At 42.0% G+C, this 18,249-nt stretch carries 17 protein-coding genes; 6 read left to right on the top strand and 11 right to left on the bottom strand.

Translation table 11 applies throughout. The features are described from left to right. Positions 1-107: 107 nt before the first annotated feature. The 6 genes from odhB to sdhC form a co-directional block, all read right to left on the bottom strand. Positions 108-1,319: a 2-oxoglutarate dehydrogenase complex dihydrolipoyllysine-residue succinyltransferase gene (gene odhB / locus C9J12_RS01050; RefSeq protein ID WP_107241019.1), complete on the bottom strand. Its 1,212-nt coding sequence runs from the start codon at positions 1,317-1,319 to the stop codon at positions 108-110. A 28-nt stretch (positions 1,320-1,347) separates the two neighbouring features. After that, complete coding sequence (gene sucA / locus C9J12_RS01055; RefSeq protein WP_107241020.1) at positions 1,348-4,161, bottom strand: 2-oxoglutarate dehydrogenase E1 component; 2,814 nt, start codon at positions 4,159-4,161, stop codon at positions 1,348-1,350. Between the two features lie 110 nt (positions 4,162-4,271). Then, positions 4,272-4,985, bottom strand: a complete 714-nt coding sequence (locus C9J12_RS01060; RefSeq protein WP_107241021.1) for a succinate dehydrogenase iron-sulfur subunit — start codon at positions 4,983-4,985, stop codon at positions 4,272-4,274. A gap of 14 nt (positions 4,986-4,999) precedes the next feature. Further along, on the bottom strand, positions 5,000-6,766 hold the full coding sequence (sdhA, locus tag C9J12_RS01065; protein ID WP_107241022.1) for a succinate dehydrogenase flavoprotein subunit: 1,767 nt from the start codon (positions 6,764-6,766) through the stop codon (positions 5,000-5,002). Further along, positions 6,767-7,114, bottom strand: a complete 348-nt coding sequence (sdhD, locus tag C9J12_RS01070) for a succinate dehydrogenase, hydrophobic membrane anchor protein (RefSeq protein ID WP_107241023.1) — start codon at positions 7,112-7,114, stop codon at positions 6,767-6,769. Then, positions 7,108-7,488 (bottom strand): succinate dehydrogenase cytochrome b556 subunit, encoded by a 381-nt coding sequence (gene sdhC, locus C9J12_RS01075; protein ID WP_107241024.1) that lies wholly within the window; start codon positions 7,486-7,488, stop codon positions 7,108-7,110. The genes sdhD and sdhC overlap by 7 nt, the downstream gene beginning before the upstream one ends. Positions 7,489-7,899: 411 nt before the next feature. Here sdhC and C9J12_RS01080 point away from each other — a divergent pair, with 411 nt between their 5' ends. Next, positions 7,900-9,189 (top strand): citrate synthase, encoded by a 1,290-nt coding sequence (locus tag C9J12_RS01080; RefSeq protein ID WP_107241025.1) that lies wholly within the window; start codon positions 7,900-7,902, stop codon positions 9,187-9,189. 129 nt (positions 9,190-9,318) lie between these two features. On the opposite strand, the gene C9J12_RS01085 is transcribed toward C9J12_RS01080, so the two are convergent. Continuing rightward, positions 9,319-10,077 (bottom strand): Nif3-like dinuclear metal center hexameric protein, encoded by a 759-nt coding sequence (locus C9J12_RS01085; protein ID WP_011217787.1) that lies wholly within the window; start codon positions 10,075-10,077, stop codon positions 9,319-9,321. Between the two features lie 127 nt (positions 10,078-10,204). Next, positions 10,205-10,411, bottom strand: a complete 207-nt coding sequence (locus tag C9J12_RS01090; protein ID WP_107241026.1) for a DUF2517 family protein — start codon at positions 10,409-10,411, stop codon at positions 10,205-10,207. Positions 10,412-10,526: 115 nt separating this feature from the next. On the opposite strand from C9J12_RS01090, the gene C9J12_RS01095 reads away from it, so the two are divergent. After that, positions 10,527-11,345: a DUF1853 family protein gene (locus C9J12_RS01095; protein ID WP_107241027.1), complete on the top strand. Its 819-nt coding sequence runs from the start codon at positions 10,527-10,529 to the stop codon at positions 11,343-11,345. 87 nt (positions 11,346-11,432) lie between these two features. Here C9J12_RS01095 and pgm read toward each other — a convergent pair whose 3' ends face one another. Together pgm and seqA are read right to left on the bottom strand one after the other, a co-directional pair. Continuing rightward, positions 11,433-13,079: a phosphoglucomutase (alpha-D-glucose-1,6-bisphosphate-dependent) gene (gene pgm, locus C9J12_RS01100; RefSeq protein ID WP_107241028.1), complete on the bottom strand. Its 1,647-nt coding sequence runs from the start codon at positions 13,077-13,079 to the stop codon at positions 11,433-11,435. 35 nt (positions 13,080-13,114) lie between these two features. Continuing rightward, positions 13,115-13,651, bottom strand: coding sequence for a replication initiation negative regulator SeqA (gene seqA, locus C9J12_RS01105; RefSeq protein ID WP_107241210.1), 537 nt, complete (start codon positions 13,649-13,651; stop codon positions 13,115-13,117). A 104-nt stretch (positions 13,652-13,755) separates the two neighbouring features. Between seqA and C9J12_RS01110 the strand changes: the two genes are divergently transcribed. The 4 genes from C9J12_RS01110 to fur all read left to right on the top strand — a co-directional run bounded on the left by C9J12_RS01110 (position 13,756) and on the right by fur (position 16,394). Then, positions 13,756-14,520, top strand: a complete 765-nt coding sequence (locus tag C9J12_RS01110) for an alpha/beta fold hydrolase (protein ID WP_107241029.1) — start codon at positions 13,756-13,758, stop codon at positions 14,518-14,520. A gap of 63 nt (positions 14,521-14,583) precedes the next feature. Continuing rightward, the gene (locus C9J12_RS01115; RefSeq protein ID WP_107241030.1) at positions 14,584-14,805 is read left to right on the top strand and encodes a DUF2788 domain-containing protein; all 222 of its coding nucleotides are present in this window, start codon (positions 14,584-14,586) and stop codon (positions 14,803-14,805) included. A gap of 161 nt (positions 14,806-14,966) precedes the next feature. Continuing rightward, entirely contained in the window at positions 14,967-15,494 is a 528-nt protein-coding gene (gene fldA / locus C9J12_RS01120) for a flavodoxin FldA (RefSeq protein ID WP_006231103.1), read from the top strand. Between the two features lie 453 nt (positions 15,495-15,947). Beyond that, positions 15,948-16,394, top strand: coding sequence for a ferric iron uptake transcriptional regulator (gene fur / locus C9J12_RS01125; RefSeq protein ID WP_011217780.1), 447 nt, complete (start codon positions 15,948-15,950; stop codon positions 16,392-16,394). 117 nt (positions 16,395-16,511) lie between these two features. Here fur and glnS read toward each other — a convergent pair whose 3' ends face one another. After that, on the bottom strand, positions 16,512-18,176 hold the full coding sequence (glnS, locus tag C9J12_RS01130) for a glutamine--tRNA ligase (protein WP_107241031.1): 1,665 nt from the start codon (positions 18,174-18,176) through the stop codon (positions 16,512-16,514). Positions 18,177-18,249 lie beyond the last annotated feature (73 nt).

Below are 18,249 nucleotides of genomic sequence, written 5' to 3' on the forward strand. Positions count from 1 at the left end.
GAGGTGTTATATCCATATGAAATACTCTTGGGTATTTCTTCGTCATTCTATCTGAAAGCTTTTATGTAAGCCGGACGTTGAGCCTGCCCGGCTTAGCTTTTTAGATATTAAACGTCTAGCAATAGACGTGTTGGGTCTTCTAGTAAATCTTTAATTGTTACCAGATAACCCACTGACTCACGACCATCAACTAAACGGTGATCATAAGACAATGCTAGGTACATCATTGGTAAAATTTCAACCTTACCATCAATAGCCATTGGGCGGTCAGCAATTTTATGCATACCCAAAATTGCCGCTTGTGGTAGGTTAATAATCGGCGTAGACATCAGAGAACCAAATACTCCACCGTTGGTAATTGTGAAGTTACCGCCAATCAATTCATCAACAGTAAGCTTACCGTCACGGCCTTTGATAGCGAGTTCACGAATACCTTTCTCAATTTCAGCAAGGCTTAGTTTGTCACAGTCACGCAGAACGGGTGTAACTAGACCACGCGGTGTTGATACCGCAATGCTGACATCGAAGAAGTTGTGATAAACAATATCATCACCATCAATTGATGCGTTTACTTCAGGGTAACGTTTTAGCGCTTCAACAACTGCTTTCACGTAGAAAGACATGAAACCTAAACGAATACCATGACGTTCTTCAAAGATATCTTTGTATTGCTTACGAAGATCCATGATTGGTTTCATGTTCACTTCGTTGAACGTTGTTAGCATTGCAGTGCTATTTTTAGCTTCTAGCAAACGCTCTGCAACACGCTTACGTAAGCGGGTCATTGGAACACGTTTCTGGCTACGCGCAGCAAGTGGTGCTTCTGCTTTCGCTTCAGCAACAGGTGCTACAGCTGGAGTACTACTATTTTTTAGGTAAGCTTCTACATCTTCACGAGTGATACGACCGCCAACACCTGTACCTTTAACGGCAGATGCTTTAATGCTGTGCTCACCAAGTAGACGACGTACAGCAGGGCTTAACGCTTCATTTGTTTCTTCAGTCAAAGATGCAGTATTACGCTTGTTCGGCGATGATTCAGCAGCTACTGGCACATCCTTCGTTGGCTCACCAGCAACCGCACCTACTTTAATCTTGCCAATTAACTGCTTAGATAAAACAGTTGTGCCATCAGCTTCGATAATTGCTTCTAAAATACCGTCTTGAGGTGCTGGAACTTCCAACACAACTTTATCAGTTTCAATATCAACTAAAACTTCATCGCGTGTAACAAAGTCACCAGGCTGCTTGTGCCAAGTCGCAACTGTCGCATCAGCAACGGATTCAGGTAAATCAGGAACCAGAATTTCGATCGTCATATCGGTTTTGTCCTTTTGTTTCCAGTTCTTATTCTGTGATAGTCAGAGCGTCTTCAACTAACGCTTTCTGCTGCTTAAGGTGTACCGACATGTAACCCACAGCCGGTGACGCCGATGCAGGGCGACCTGCATAATTCAAATCAGAGCCTTTTGGCAATGCTGAACGGAAATTGTGTTGACTTGAATACCATGCACCTTGGTTTTGAGGCTCTTCTTGACACCAAACATAGTCGGTAACATGTTGATAATCAGCCAATGTAGCTTCAACATCTTCTTTAGGGAATGGGTATAGTTGTTCAATACGAACAATAGCAACATCAGTTTTATCATTTTTACGACGTTGCTCTAGAAGATCGTAATAAACCTTACCAGAACAGAACACGACACGTTTCACTTGTGTCGGATCTAGTGCATCTACCTCACCAATCGCTGGTTGGAATGTACCTTCCGCTAAGTCTTCCATCGTCGAAACACACAGTGGATGGCGAAGCAGTGATTTCGGCGACATCACGATCATAGGACGACGCATAGGGCGTACAACCTGACGTCGTAACATGTGATAAACCTGTGCAGGTGTAGATGGCACGATAACTTGCATATTTTGCTCAGCACAAAGCTGCAAGTAACGTTCAAGGCGAGCAGATGAGTGCTCAGGACCTTGACCTTCATAACCGTGTGGCAGCAGCATGGTTAAGCCACACATACGTCCCCACTTTTGTTCACCTGAACTAATGAACTGGTCTATAACAACCTGAGCACCGTTAGCAAAGTCACCAAACTGTGCTTCCCAAATGGTTAAACCACTTGGCTCTGCCGTTGCATAACCGTATTCGAAAGCTAACACTGCTTCTTCAGAGAGAACCGAGTCGATAACTTCAAATGGACCTTGCTTATCATGAAGGTTTGCTAGCGGTACATAGGTGCTGGCATCTGCTTGGTTGTGCAATACAGCGTGGCGGTGGAAGAACGTACCACGACCAGAATCTTGTCCTGTAATACGAATACGATTACCGTCATCAACTAAAGTTGCATACGCTAATGTTTCAGCCATCCCCCAATCAACAAGCTTATCACCCGCTAACATGGATAAACGGTCGTTATACAGTTTCTGTACTCGCCCTTGTAACGTATGGCTTTCGGGGAACTGACAAATACGCTGACCAAGTTCTTGTAAACGTTCACGTTCAACTTTGCTTGCCCAGTCAACTGTCCAGTCATGACCAAGGTATGGAGCCCAGTCAACTGAATGCAGCTTCATCGGACGCCATTCTTTAACCACACATTCGCCGCGGTCAAGCGCATCACGATATTCGTTCACAAGGCTTGTTGCTGTTTCTAACTCGAAGCTTCCGCTGTCGGTCAGTGTATCAGCATAAATTTTACGTGGTGTTGGGTGCTTTTTGATCTTTTGATACATCAAGGGCTGAGTTGCATTGGGCTCATCAGCTTCGTTATGACCATGGCGTCGGTAACAAACCAAATCAATAACTACATCACGTTTGAATGTATTTCGGAAATCAAATGCGATACGCGTAACAAAAGCAACGGCTTCTGGATCATCAGCATTGACGTGGAAAATAGGTGCTTGGACCATTTTCGCGATATCAGTACAGTATTCGGTTGATCGCATATCCTGAGGGTTAGACGTTGTAAAGCCGATTTGGTTATTCACGACGATACGCACAGTACCACCAACGCGGTAACCGCGCGCCTGAGACATATTAAATGTTTCAGCTACGACACCCTGCCCTGCAATCGCAGAGTCACCGTGAAGTGTAATAGGCAGAACTTTCGAACCATCACTATCACCTAAGCGATCTTGACGAGCACGAACAGAACCAACAACAACAGGGTTAACAATTTCTAGGTGTGATGGATTAAATGCGAGAGCTAAATGCACATCACCACCAGGGGTTGCAAAGTCAGCAGAGAAACCTTGGTGATATTTCACATCACCTGTACCCCAACTTTCCCCATGTTTACCCGCAAACTCGTCAAACAAGTCTTGCGGTTTTTTGCCCAGAACGTTAACAAGCATGTTGAGACGACCACGGTGAGCCATACCAACAACAACTTCACGTACACCCTGACTACCAGCATGACGGATCAGTTCTTTCATCATTGGAATAAGGGCATCGCCACCTTCCAACGAGAAGCGTTTCGCACCTGGGAATTTTGCACCAAGGTAACGTTCAAGACCTTCGGCAGCTGTTAACTCTTCAAGAAAACATTGCTTTTCATCTTTACTAAACGTACCAGTGCTCGATACAGATTCAAGACGCTGCTGAATCCAACGTTTTTCATCCGTATTCGTAATATGCATATATTCTGCACCGATAGAACCACAGTAGGTTTTCTTCAGTGCTGCATATATTTCTGAAAGTTTCATCGTTTCTTGACCAACGGCAAAAGAACCGACGTTGAAACTTTCATTAAAATCATCCTCGGTCAAATTGTGGAATTCAGGGGCAAGTTCAAGAACTCGCTCCTGTTCCCACAATCCTAGAGGATCGAGGTTTGCGTGTTGATGCCCACGGAAACGGTATGCGTTGATTAACTGCAATACCTTAACTTGCTTAACATCTACATCTGGATCACTGACGGTAGCGCTTAGATGGGTTGTTTCTTTCGCTAGACGTCGGAAATAATCACGAACACGTGAATGAGGTTGTTCTACAACATTCTCATTAACTACTGGCAAATCACCAAAAACGGTTTGCCATTGTTCATCAACTAATTCTGGGTCGCTAAGATACAACTCGTAGAGGTCTTCTACATAAGTCGCATTGGCGCCAGCTAGGTGTGAAGACTCAAGCCATGCCTTCATAACGCCGTTCTGCATTGTTTTCCCTTAACCACTAGTTATCGCCGTTTTTCCGGTCTCTAAGCCGGACTTAAAAGCTAGCCTTGCTGACAAAGCAGGTCAGGCTAGCATATCGATAATTCTTTTACTTATACCGCTCGTTTAAGCAACATTGATTTAATGTGACCAATTGCTTTGGTTGGATTTAATCCCTTAGGACAAACATTTACACAGTTCATGATGCCATGGCAACGGAAAACGCTAAAAGCATCGTCAAGATCAGACAATCGTTCATCTGTTGCTGTATCTCGGCTATCAATTAGCCATCTGTACGCCGCTAACAGACCTGCTGGTCCGATGAATTTATCTGGGTTCCACCAGAAAGACGGACAAGATGTTGAACAACAAGCACACATAATACAATCGTATAAACCGTCAAGATGAGCACGATCTTCTGGTGATTGAAGGTTTTCTCGTGCAGGTGGTATTGCACCATCATCAATCAGATACGGTTTCACTTTCGCGTAGTTCGCGTAAAACTGTTCCATATCAATGATCAAATCACGAATAACCGGCAAACCCGGTAATGGACGAATAACAATCGTTTTATCATTGATTAATGCTGACAACGGAGTAATACAAGCAAGGCCATTCGTGCCATTCATGTTTACGCCATCAGAACCACACACGCCTTCACGACATGAGCGACGGAAAGCAAGTGTCGGATCTTGTTCTTTCAGCAAAATTAATGCGTCAAGAACCATCATGTCAGAGCCTTCTGGCACATCAAGGGTATAACCTTTCATGTGCGGTGCATTATCAATGTCTGGATTATAACGATAGATTGAAAAATTCAGTTTCATTAGTCTTCCCTCCCCTAGTAAGTACGCGCTTTCGGCGGGAACGCTTCGCGAGAAATCGGTTTCATATTTACAGCACGCTTCGACATTTGTTCTGTCTCAGGGTTGTAAATTGAGTGACATAGCCAATTCTCATCATCACGCTCAGGGAAGTCGAAACGAGCATGTGCACCACGACTTTCTGTTCGGAAGTTCGCAGCAACGGCTGTCGCGTATGCAGTTTCCATTAAGTTATCAAGCTCTAAACATTCAATACGCTGAGTGTTGAACTCAGTTGACGTATCATCTAGACGTGCATCTTTCAGACGCTCACGGATAGCTTTAAGTTCTTCTAGGCCTGTCGCCATTGCCTCACCTTCACGGAATACCGAGAAGTTATTTTGCATACAAGACTGTAAATCTTTACGAATTTGAACTGGGTCTTCACCTTTTTGCGTACTGTTCCAACGATTTACACGTGCTAAAGATGCTTCAATATCAGATTCACTTGCAGGACGAGCTTCAGATTGTGCTGACAGCGTTTCACCTAGGTGTAAGCCTGTCGCACGACCAAATACAACCAAATCAAGCAGTGAGTTGCCACCTAAACGGTTTGCACCATGTACCGATACAGAGGCAATTTCACCACAAGCAAAAAGGCCCTGTACTTCTTCATCCTGACCAGCACTGTTTTGTTTAAGCGCTTGACCAGAAACTTGCGTAGGTACACCACCCATCATGTAGTGACATGTTGGGATGACTGGAATGGGTTCTTTCACTGGATCGATATGTGCGAATGTACGCGACAATTCACAAATACCAGGAAGACGAGATTCAAGTACATCTTTACCAAGGTGATCCAATTTAAGCTTGAGGTGTGGACCCCATGGGCCATCACAACCACGCCCTTCACGAATTTCAACCATCATTGAACGCGCAACAACGTCTCGGCCAGCAAGGTCTTTCGCATTGGGTGCATAACGTTCCATGAAGCGTTCGCCGTCTTTGTTCAGTAGGTAACCACCTTCACCACGGCAACCTTCCGTCACTAAAACACCAGCGCCAGCAATACCCGTAGGGTGGAATTGCCACATTTCGATGTCTTGCATTGGTACGCCAGCACGAAGTGCCATACCAACACCATCGCCTGTATTAATAAATGCATTCGTTGTTGATGCATAAATACGACCAGCACCACCAGTCGCTAAAATTGTCGCCTTCGCTTTGAAGTAACAAGTTTCGCCAGTTTCCATACAAATGGCAGTACAGCCAAGGATTGCACCATCTTGATTTTTAACTAAATCAAGTGCATACCACTCAGAAAAGATGGTTGTTTTATGCTTGATATTCTGTTGGTACAGGGTATGTAGAAGTGCGTGACCAGTACGGTCAGCCGCAGCCGCTGTACGTGCCGCTTGTTCGCCACCAAATGCTTTTGATTGACCGCCAAAAGGACGCTGGTATATCGAACCATCTTCGAAACGAGAAAACGGAAGACCCATTTTTTCAAGTTCGATTACAGATTTAGGCCCGTTTTGACACATATATTCAATTGCATTCTGATCACCAATGTAATCAGAACCTTTTACTGTATCGTACATATGCCATTGCCAATTATCGGGATGTGAATTACCAAGAGCAACGGTAATACCACCCTGCGCTGACACAGTATGAGAACGTGTAGGGAAGACTTTAGACAACAAAGCACAACTAAGGCCTTGTTCAGAAATTTGTAGTGCTGCGCGCATACCTGCACCACCAGCACCGATAACTACGGCATCAAACTCACGAACTGCAATGCTCACTTACACACCCCACACAATGAAGAAACCTGAAAACAGGTAAACAAAAAGTACGACTACAACACCAAACTGAATGCCTGCTCGCAAAGCAGCACATTTAATGTAATCGGTCAAAACCTGCCACAAACCAATCCAGGCGTGAACAAGAATCGAGATTAACGCCAACATAGTGAAAACCTTAGTACTCAGTTGCCCCCAAAAGGCAGTCCAAGTTTCAAAACTAAGGTCAGGACCAAAAGCGAAAAAACCGACAATATAAATGGTGTAAAGGGTTAGAATGATTGCGGTTGCGCGAATCAAGATAAAATCGTGAATACCATTACGGCCGACAGTGGATACGTTGTTTACCATACTAGGCCTCCAGCAAATACAGAAAGAACAGCAACAATTGCAAAGCTCACTTTCGTGCTTGCAATGCCTGTTTCCATTTCTTCAAAATATCCCATATCCATTAATAGGTGACGAACACCTACCACAATGTGATAGAACAATGCTGTTAACACACCCCATAATATAAATTTCACAAAAAAGCTGTCAGCAATGCTGGCTGCGCTTGCAAAACCTTCAGGGGAAGATAAAGAAATATTCAGTAACCAAAGTAAGATTGCAACAGAAACGAACGTAATAACGCCGGATACGCGGTGTAGGATTGACGCAATCGCAGTTAAGGGGAAGCGAATCGTCTGTAGATCAAGATTGACAGGTCTTGGCTTTTTAACTTTCACGGTGTTTGCCCACTCAGCTCCATTGAAGCATTTTATTTTTATAAAACTCCCCGGCCATCTGCTACGCCAACGAATAAGTGCAACATATTTGTAACGCTAGGTTGCCAGGTTGTTTTTACATCAAAGATAAACAGCCTTCAACCTAAGTAACTAATATTATTAATAACTTAAGTATTCGCGTCTGGCATTAGCATAACCAGAGACCTGCCGCGAGTATACGCCCCGTAACAACCGAATACAAATTTCGTTACATGACCTCTAACACGCTTTTAGAAATCTACACCTTTTTATTCAAACTTATTAACAAGCGCACACAAAACGGCATCAAAATTGACATTTGGGCCAACGAAAGGTACAACAAAAGGAGGTCCGAATCGGATTAGGATTATAATAATAGCAAAGGAGATTGTTATGGCGGATAAGAAAGCGACTCTTCACATTGAAGGGAAGGCCCCAATCGAACTACCAATTCTTGGGGGCACTAAGGGTCCAGATGTAATTGATGTGCGTAAACTTGGCGCTAACGGTTACTTTACATTTGATCCTGGTTTTCTAGCCACAGCATCATGTGAATCTCAAATTACTTACATTGATGGCGACAAAGGTATCCTGCTACACCGTGGTTATCCTATCGATCAATTAGCCAATAACGCTGACTACTTAGAAGTATGTTACGTATTGTTATATGGTGAAGTTCCAACCCGCGCTCAGTACGAATCTTTCCGTACTACAGTAACGCGTCACACAATGGTTCATGAACAAATTGCCAGCTTCTTCCACGGTTTCCGTCGAGATGCTCACCCTATGGCAGTAATGTGTGGTGTGGTTGGAGCGCTTGCAGCGTTTTACCATGACTCGTTAGATATCAATAATGATAGCCACCGTGAAATCACGGCATTCCGTTTGCTATCAAAAATGCCGACACTTGCTTCGATGTGTTACAAATACTCAATTGGACAACCATTCATCTTCCCTCGCAACGATCTAGATTATGCAGAAAACTTCCTGCATATGATGTTTGCGACTCCGTGTGAAGAGTATGATGTAAGCCCAGTTGTTGCGCGTGCAATGGATAAGATCTTCACCTTACATGCCGATCACGAACAAAATGCTTCAACATCTACAGTACGTTTAGCTGGCTCTTCAGGCGCTAACCCGTTTGCATGTATTGCCGCTGGTATTGCGTCACTTTGGGGACCAGCACATGGCGGGGCAAATGAAGCCTGCTTGAAAATGCTAGAAGAAATTGGCAGCGTTGATAAAATTGAAGAATATGTAGAACGTGCAAAAGACAAAGATGACCCATTCCGCCTTATGGGTTTTGGTCACCGCGTTTACAAAAACTATGACCCACGTGCAACAGTAATGCGTGAAGCATGTCATGAAGTATTAGAAGAGCTTAATATCCAAGATCCACTGCTTGACGTGGCAATGGAGCTGGAACGTATCGCACTTTCTGACCCGTACTTTATTGACAAGAAACTGTACCCGAATGTCGATTTCTACTCAGGTATAATCTTGAAAGCTATTGGTATTCCAGTTTCAATGTTTACGGTTATTTTCGCCATGTCTCGGACTGTTGGTTGGATTGCACACTGGAGCGAAATGCACGGTGACCCTGATAATCGCATCGGTCGTCCTCGTCAGCTTTACACTGGTAAACTACAACGCGAATTTAAACCTCTTCATGAGCGTGAATAGCATCATTCTAGCTATTCGTAGTTAAACGCTATAAATTAAAAAGGTTGAGCCATTTTGCTCAACCTTTTTTGTACCAGCATAATTAATATCAAAATATCTATGTACTTTAATTTTTAAATTCGAATGCTCTTACACTGGGTTATCAATATCGATAAACGTCACATCGAATTGATGCTCTTGCGCTAACCATTCACCTAACGCCTTTACACCATAACGCTCAGTGGCATGGTGCCCAGCCGCAAAATAATGAATGCCTAACTCACGCGCAGTGTGAACCGTCCGCTCAGAAATCTCACCCGAAATAAATGCATCAAGCCCTTTTTGTGCCGCTAGATCAATATAATCTTGTCCACCGCCAGTACACCAACCCACCGTTTTAATATCAGTCGGTGCATTGTCACCAATATGCAAAGGCTCACGATGTAACCCGATAGAAAGTCGAGACGCTAATTCAGCGCCCGTTATCGCTTTGTCGAGTTGTCCGTACATCGCCACCGATCGGGGATTGCCATCTTCTAATCCACCAATCACTTCCAGTTCAAGCATTTGTGCCAGTTTAGCGTTATTACCCAATTCTGGATGCACATCTAGCGGCAAATGATAAGCATAAAGATTAATACCATTTTCAATAAGCGCTTTAATACGACGAAATTTCATACCTCGGATTTCAGCGGGTTCACCTTTCCAAAAAAATCCGTGGTGAACTAATAATGCATCCGCTTTTTCTTCAATAGCACGCTCTATTAGGGCTTGGCATGCTGTTACACCTGTTATGATTTTTTTGACCTGAGTCTTACCTTCAACCTGAAGGCCGTTCGGGCAATAATCTTTGATTAAATGAGGGCTGAGCAATTCGTTTAATGCAGCTTCCAGTTTCAGGTTATTCATTATGGCTTCCTGTTATGATCTTTATACCCATGTTACCTTGATTATAACTTTGAAAAGTAAAAGGTATACCCAATACATACCTAAGCTTAAAATAGACACGACAAAAGACTCCTATCCAATATTTTAATTAATAGAGCTCTTTCGCACCATGCTCGGTCTGTTTTAACCAAACAGGTTTATTACTGGTTTTAAGCCAATAGCGATGTAAATAACTATAGATCCGAGAACGTGTAGATATAGGTAAGAAAACCACGACTGGAAAAGATAAAAGTCCGACAAGTACAACAAAAAAGCGGCGAAGAATAATCTTAAAAAGCGAAAATGGTTTATACATACAGCCTTCAAACTGGTCTAACCTGTATGTATTCTAAGCGATAACATATAATTAAATATATGATTTAGCACAATAATTGAACGACTTAGTTCTCTCAATAAAGTAGGTGTTCGTTATGCCGTTTACTGACAGCGAGGCAACCACAGCAAAACAATTCAGGAAGGATATATCAGCGGTATTATCATGCCCCACCCTAACCCTTGGCGTTAATTATCAAATAGATAATGAATGGCTAGAGGAACTCCGTAAACACGCATCTATTCCCAGCTATGAGGCTTATAACGGCAATCATCGGCTTGGCTTCTATTATCAATGGTTGTGGTTAAAGATTATTAATGTTCATTCAAATTATGAATTAATCGCTGAAGAAATACAGCTACAATGGGATAATCAAACCGTTGGCGCGATTGATTTTCTTGTGAGAAATAAGAAAAATAATGAGCTGGAACATTGGGAAGTGGCGATAAAATTCTATCTTGAACATCAAGGTAATTGGATTGGACCTAATGCCCAAGATCAATTAGACAGAAAAATTAATCGAATGAGCAAGCATCAACTTGAATTAAGCCATCATAATGCTTATCGCACTCAATACAATTCGATTTATGGACAACCAGCGGTAAAGCGTCTTATTATGCAAGGACGATTATTCAATCACGATACAGTAACAAATCATCAATCTAGTATTGAAATTAACCCTAATAGCCTTACAGGAAAATGGTGCTTTCAAGCAGAGGCTAAAACAATGTCTAGCAATGGTATACAGCTAAGAGAACTCAATAAGCAACATTGGATATCGCCCCCCGCTTACGAAGATTTAACAGCAATATTAGATACCGCTTCGTTAGTACGCCCAACCCAGGCTATTTCACCTGATAATCAAATTTGGTTTGTCGTACCCAATGAATGGCCATTGCATAAAAAAACACCCTAGTATCCAATAGTAAAAGTGGATAGTAGAGCGTTTATTGGTATCAATTATTGTTTGCTTTACACGCTAACAATAACGAAAAGCCGTTTGTTATAAGCCAGCATCAGCAAAGACTTTACTTACAATTTCTTGTGCTTCTTTTTCAATAAGGCTTAGATGTTCTTTACCTTTAAAGCTTTCACAGTAAATCTTGTAAATATCTTCAGTACCTGATGGGCGAGCAGCAAACCAACCATTCTCTGTTGTTACTTTAAGACCACCAATTGCTGCACCGTTACCAGGAGCATGAGTTAGTCGCGCAGTAATGGCATCGCCAGCTAATGTTTCAGCAGCAACCATCTCAGCAGATAGCTTGCTCAGTACCGACTTTTGTTCGCCATTTGCAACAGCTTGTAATCGGTTGTACTCAGAAGCGCCATGCTTAGCAGCTAACTCTTCATAATATTGCTGTGGGTTTTTACCAGTTACCGCAGTAATCTCTGCCGCAAGTAAACATAAAAGAATGCCATCTTTATCTGTCGACCATGGTGTGCCATTCATGCGAAGGAACGATGCCCCTGCACTTTCTTCACCACCAAAGCCTAATTCACCAGAATATAGACCATCAACAAACCATTTAAAGCCAACAGGTACTTCGCATAAATCACGACCTAAATCAGCAACCACACGGTCGATCAATGCACTAGAAACCAATGTTTTACCAACAGCAACACTTTGGCTCCACTCTGGGCGGTGACGGTATAAATAATCAATACACACAGCCAAGAAATGGTTAGGATTCATCAAACCTGCAGGCGTAACGATACCATGACGATCATAATCAGGATCATTACCAAACGCTAAATCGTAGTTATCTTTATGTGCAAGAAGACCAGCCATTGCATATGGAGAAGAACAATCCATTCGGATCGCGCCATCTTTGTCGAGTGACATAAAACGGAATGACGGATCAATTGATTCGTTGATCAATGTTAAATCGAGGCCATAATGTTGACCAATTTGACGCCAGTATTCAATACCTGAGCCACCTAAAGGATCAACACCAATTTTAAGGTTCGCTTTTTGAATTGCAGCCATATCGACAACATTGACTAAGTCGTCAACATAAGGCGCAACAAGCTCTTTTTCTACCACTAAGTCGCTAGCACGTGCCACTTCAATCGCAACGCGCTTAACATCAACTAAACCGTTAGCAATAATTTCATTTGCGCGCTTTTCGATTGCAGATGTCAGCTCACCTTCAGCAGGGCCACCATGTACAGGGTTGTACTTGATGCCACCATCTTGCGGTGGGTTATGAGAAGGCGTAATCACGATACCATCAGCTTTATCAGCATTTGCCAAGTTATGGCAAAGGATGGCATGAGATACACCCGGTGTCGGGGTATAACCATTATCTTCTTGGATAACCACTTTTACATTATTCGCAACTAATACTTCCAATGTAGAGGTAAAAGCTGGTTCAGATAAAGCGTGAGTGTCTTTACCTAAGAAAAGTGGCCCCGTTACACCTTTTTCAGCACGTACTTCAGCAACAGCTTGAGCAATAGCCCAAATATGATGCTGGTTAAACGTCCCTTTATCAGCCGTGCCACGATGACCAGACGTGCCAAAAGCAACGTGCTGCTGTGGATTTGAAGCACTCGGCTCAATCAAAAAGTAGTTTGCAACTAATGCAGGAATATTATGCATATCTTCTTGCTGAGCACGTTGCCCAGCGCGAGGATGGATCGCCATGTACTTATCCTTGTAAAACGAAGGCATATAGCCAGTTAAATTACACCGCAAACCTTTTCAATGATGTCAGTGTTATAGTTCATTTTAACCATAAGCTGATCAACCATCTGACGTTTACGGTCAGTATTCGTATTCGTAATTACCCAGTAAGGTGTTTCTGGGATAGCTTTCGGCTTAGTCGTTTTACCACTCGCAAGTAAAGCTTCTTCGTTATCTGCAAAGTAAACGCGGGTACGACCTTTAATTGCCGCAGCTTCAATGAAGCCGTCAGAATCGATGCGATAAAGTGAAGATAAGATCATCATAAATCGACCAATGGCTTTATCTTGTACCGCAAACTCATCAGAAATAAGCAATGTTCGCATTTCTTTAACACGATCTAGTTTATGCTCATTTCCTGCGTCTTTGCTTACAATAATACCTTTTGGACGTACTGGCACGACAACCTCAAGTTGCTGCTCTGCAGGTACCATTAACAAGCGACGCAAAATATCGGATGCACTTTCACCAATATGCTGGGTTTGGCTTGCGATATAACGATATAGCTCTTCGTCTACCTCAATACTCTTCATCGTAGTGTTCATTATCGTTCCGTTTAAAAATCACAGCGCGATTATACCGTGATCCGAGGTTATACTCTACGGTAAATACCACTCCTAATAAGAGAAAATAGTCAGTGAATCTTCATTATCGTGTTGAAGGCCAAGGAAAGGCGATCGTTTTGATCCATGGTTTGTTCGGAAGTTTAGATAATCTTGGGTTACTCGCTAGATCATTGAAAGGTAATTATAAAGTGATCAGCATTGATCTACGAAATCATGGTAAGTCTGCGCATACCGACACATTCACTTATCAAGATATGGCCAATGACGTGCTTGCCGTTATTGATGAATTGAATATTGAGCAATTTTCGGTTGTTGGTCACTCTATGGGTGGAAAAGTAGCCATGGCGCTCAGTGAAGTAGCAACAACACGTCTTGATCACTTAATGATTCTTGATATGGCCCCAGTGCACTATCATGTTCATCGCCATGAAAATGTGTTTGCAGGTCTACGCGAAGTCGCTAAACATACCGTTCATAAGCGAAGCGAGGCTGATGTTTATCTCGCTAAGCACGTGCTTGAACCGGGCGTTCGTCAGTTTTTATTAAAATCATTAGCGAAAGATGGCGATAGTTATAATTGGCGATTTAATGTAGAAGGATTAATTGCAAATTACGCTACAATTATGGGTTGGAATGACGTCTTGCCTTTTGAAGGCAAAACATTATTCATAAAAGGACAAGAATCAGAATACATATTGCCCGAGCACCGTGAAAAAATTGCTCAACAGTTTCCCCATGCTAAGGCACACATGGTCGCAAACACGGGTCACTGGCTACATGCAGAAAAACCTGAAACCGTAAATCGTATCATTCTCAGCTTTTTGCAGCGCCCTTAACATTAACAGTGAGCGTCTGTCGTGATATAGTGCGCGCCTAGTTCGATTGTTGTAAGGGATGATGTGTTATACGAGTACATGGACTTGCTTGAATCTATTGGACTAGATTTACTTTTTGCTTCAATATTTTTCTTTATTGGCATGGCGATTAAAGACGTATTAAAGCAAGGTAATGTACCTCCTTTTGGTCGCAAGATCGTTTGGACGGTACTATTTTTAGGATGTGCTGGCTTTATCACTAAAGGTCTGATTCAGATCAGCTGGGAAGGCGCAGGTCTAGGCTAAATTTCAATAACTTGATGCATTCAACATGCATCGAGTTATGCTCATTATGAGCACATGATGATCTAACGATTATCACTAAACATTTCGGGTTTAATCCTGATCTAATTTATGTAAACCGTTAAAGATAACGGTCAACAACTAATAAATGGGTAATCTCTACTATGGCGAGTGTTGGACTCTTCTTTGGTAGCGACACAGGCAATACCGAAGCTGTCGCGAAAATGATTCAAAAACAACTAGGCAAAAACTTAGTTGAAGTAAAAGATATCGCTAAAAGCAGCAAAGAAGATATTGATAATTTTGATCTACTGCTTCTAGGTATCCCTACTTGGTACTATGGTGAAGCACAGTGTGATTGGGATGATTTCTTCCCTGAACTAGAGAATATTGACTTCTCAACGAAGCTTGTTGCTATCTTTGGTTGTGGTGACCAAGAAGATTACGCAGAATATTTCTGTGATGCGATGGGCACTGTACGTGACATCGTTGAAGGACGTGGCGCAACAATTGTTGGTCATTTCTCTACAGAAGGCTTTGAATTTGAAGCTTCTAAAGCACTTGTTGATGACAACAATTTTGTTGGTTTATGCGTTGACGAAGACCGTCAACCAGAATTAACTGACGAACGTGTTGAAAAATGGGTTAAGCAAATTTTTGAAGAAATGTGTCTTGCTGAATTAGCAGACTAATCAATTTGCTCCTATGTTAAAAACGCGCTTTAAGAGCGCGTTTTTTTATACCTCTACTTTATCCTGCTTCGCTTTACACTTCAGCACTCACCTCTTCCAAAGCATTATTGTCATTATCATTTTCTATCGGGCGGTATTTAGGCTTTTTACGTATATACAATACTCGTCTAACGGTAGAGACAACTTCAACTTAATTTTCACACAGCGAAAGTCGTTGCTGATATGAACGATTCGAGGCGTATGATACTTAAACACAGTCTTAATTCTTATTGACTGGCACGATGAGGTATTCTATACATTTTTTTAACATTTTTACAAACTAAAGAAAATTTACATAACTCATAGATTCATTGTCGTTTAAGGTTTATTGTTACCTTATCGTCCCTTATAATGAACAGATATGGGGAAAGACTACTGCATTTCATTTTTGCAGGTAGCCAATAGGAAACTCAGATGTCAGATAATAATCACGCACTTAAGCAAGCAGGCTTAAAAGTCACACTTCCTCGTTTAAAAATTTTGGAAGTGTTGCAACAACCTGATTGCCAACATATCAGTGCGGAAGACTTGTATAAGAAATTGATCGATATTGGTGAAGAAATTGGTCTTGCTACAGTTTATCGTGTACTAAACCAATTTGATGATGCTGGTATTGTTACACGCCATCACTTTGAAGGTGGTAAATCTGTTTTCGAATTAGCGACTCAACATCACCATGATCACCTAGTTTGTCTCGATTGTGGCAAAGTTATCGAATTTTCTGATGAAATCATTGAAGAACGTCAGAAAGCAATTGCGTCTAGCTTTAATGTTCGCTTAACAAATCACAGTCTATATCTTTATGGCCACTGTATTGAAGGCGATTGTAATACAGACCCAAGCCTTCACAACAGAAAATAAGTATTAAAGCAGAAATGCATTCTTTTGCTAATACTAAGTAAGCATAAAAAAACCAGCCAAATGGCTGGTTTTTTATTAGACAAATAAAGCCGGCTATTCAATCAGCTTTATTGATGATTATTCACCCATTTTTGCCCATGTATCGCGTAAGCCGACTGTACGGTTAAAAACTAGTTTCTCTGCTGAAGAGTCTTTGCTATCAACACAGAAGTAACCTATACGTTCAAACTGAAATGCTTTTTCAGCTTCTGCCACTTTTAAGCTTGGCTCCACAAAACCATTCAGTACCGTTAACGATTCAGGGTTAATCACAGAAACAAAGTCATCTGATGCTGCTGGGTTTGCAACAGTAAATAGACGATCGTAAAGACGAATTTCTGCAGGTAAACCTGCATCTGCAGATACCCAATGAATAACACCTTTCACTTTACGGCCATCAGATGGATTCACACCTAATGTTTCATTATCGTAAGTACAGTAAATGGTCGTAATATTACCTTCGGCATCTTTTTCGATACGTTCAGCTTTAATTACGTAAGCGCCACGTAAACGCACTTCTTTTCCTAACACTAAACGCTTGTATTTCTTATTCGCTTCTTCGCGGAAATCTTCACGTTCAATCCAAACTTCACGCGTAAATGGTACTTCACGCGTTCCCATTTCTGGTTTATTTGGGTGATTGCTCACTGTTAATACTTCAGCATCGCCAGTAAAGTTTTCAATCACAACTTTAACAGGATCAAGAACAGCCATTGCACGTGGTGCATTTTCATTCAAATCATCGCGAATACATGATTCTAGTGAACTCATTTCGATGGTGTTTTCTTGCTTAGTAACACCAATACGTTTACAGAATTCACGAATAGATGCAGACGTAAAACCACGACGGCGTAAACCAGAAACAGTTGGCATACGTGGATCGTCCCAACCAGACACCAAGTTATCAGTGACTAATTGATTAAGCTTACGCTTAGACATTACCGTATATTCAAGATTTAAACGGCTAAACTCGTACTGGCGAGGTTGGCAATCAATCGTAATATTATCCAAAACCCAATCGTATAAACGACGGTTATCTTGGAACTCAAGCGTACAAATCGAGTGCGTAATGCCTTCTAGCGCATCAGAAATACAGTGTGTGAAGTCGTACATCGGGTAGATACACCACTTATCACCAGTTTGGTGATGAGTCGCGAAGCGAACACGATAAATAACAGGATCACGCAACACCATAAATGATGAAGCCATATCGATCTTAGCGCGAAGAGACATAACGCCTTCTTCAACTTCACCGTTCTTCATTTTCTCGAACAGCTCAAGGTTTTCAGCAACGCTACGATCACGGTATGGGCTCGGTTTACCAGGCTCTGTTAAGTTGCCACGGTATTCACGCATTTGCTCAGAACTTAGCTCATCAACATACGCTAAGCCTTTATTAATTAATTCAACTGCAAACCCGTATAGCTTATCGAAATAGTTCGATGAATAACAAATCTCACCGCTCCAATCAAAGCCCAACCAGTTAACATCGTTCTTAATAGACTCAACGTATTCGATGTCTTCTTTTTCAGGGTTAGTATCGTCAAAACGTAAGTTACATTGACCCTGATAGTCCTGAGCAATACCGAAGTTCAAACAAATAGATTTAGCATGGCCGATATGCAGGTAACCATTCGGTTCCGGCGGGAATCGGGTATGAACGCTTTTATGTTTGCCACTATCTAAATCCGCATCAATAATTTGGCGGATAAAGTTAGTTGGACGAGCTTCAGATTCACTCATCAATTACACCTCGTGTGCTTACAGGATTTTAGAACTGACTATGATCCATAAATATGGGTCATGACTCAACAAT

This window comes from Photobacterium frigidiphilum (assembly GCF_003025615.1).
Taxonomy (GTDB): domain Bacteria; phylum Pseudomonadota; class Gammaproteobacteria; order Enterobacterales; family Vibrionaceae; genus Photobacterium; species Photobacterium frigidiphilum.

What these genes read in the sequence shown, in the direction of transcription:
- odhB (WP_107241019.1), bottom strand. Translation starts at nt 1,319, where the DNA reads ATGACGATCGAAATTCTGGTTCCTGATTTACCTGAATCCGTTGCTGAT.
- sucA (WP_107241020.1), bottom strand. Translation starts at nt 4,161, where the DNA reads ATGCAGAACGGCGTTATGAAGGCATGGCTTGAGTCTTCACACCTAGCT.
- C9J12_RS01060 (WP_107241021.1), bottom strand. Translation starts at nt 4,985, where the DNA reads ATGAAACTGAATTTTTCAATCTATCGTTATAATCCAGACATTGATAAT.
- sdhD (WP_107241023.1), bottom strand. Translation starts at nt 7,114, where the DNA reads ATGGTAAACAACGTATCCACTGTCGGCCGTAATGGTATTCACGATTTT.
- C9J12_RS01080 (WP_107241025.1), top strand. Translation starts at nt 7,900, where the DNA reads ATGGCGGATAAGAAAGCGACTCTTCACATTGAAGGGAAGGCCCCAATC.
- C9J12_RS01085 (WP_011217787.1), bottom strand. Translation starts at nt 10,077, where the DNA reads ATGAATAACCTGAAACTGGAAGCTGCATTAAACGAATTGCTCAGCCCT.
- C9J12_RS01090 (WP_107241026.1), bottom strand. Translation starts at nt 10,411, where the DNA reads ATGTATAAACCATTTTCGCTTTTTAAGATTATTCTTCGCCGCTTTTTT.
- C9J12_RS01095 (WP_107241027.1), top strand. Translation starts at nt 10,527, where the DNA reads ATGCCGTTTACTGACAGCGAGGCAACCACAGCAAAACAATTCAGGAAG.
- pgm (WP_107241028.1), bottom strand. Translation starts at nt 13,079, where the DNA reads ATGGCGATCCATCCTCGCGCTGGGCAACGTGCTCAGCAAGAAGATATG.
- seqA (WP_107241210.1), bottom strand. Translation starts at nt 13,651, where the DNA reads ATGAAGAGTATTGAGGTAGACGAAGAGCTATATCGTTATATCGCAAGC.
- fldA (WP_006231103.1), top strand. Translation starts at nt 14,967, where the DNA reads ATGGCGAGTGTTGGACTCTTCTTTGGTAGCGACACAGGCAATACCGAA.
- fur (WP_011217780.1), top strand. Translation starts at nt 15,948, where the DNA reads ATGTCAGATAATAATCACGCACTTAAGCAAGCAGGCTTAAAAGTCACA.
- glnS (WP_107241031.1), bottom strand. Translation starts at nt 18,176, where the DNA reads ATGAGTGAATCTGAAGCTCGTCCAACTAACTTTATCCGCCAAATTATT.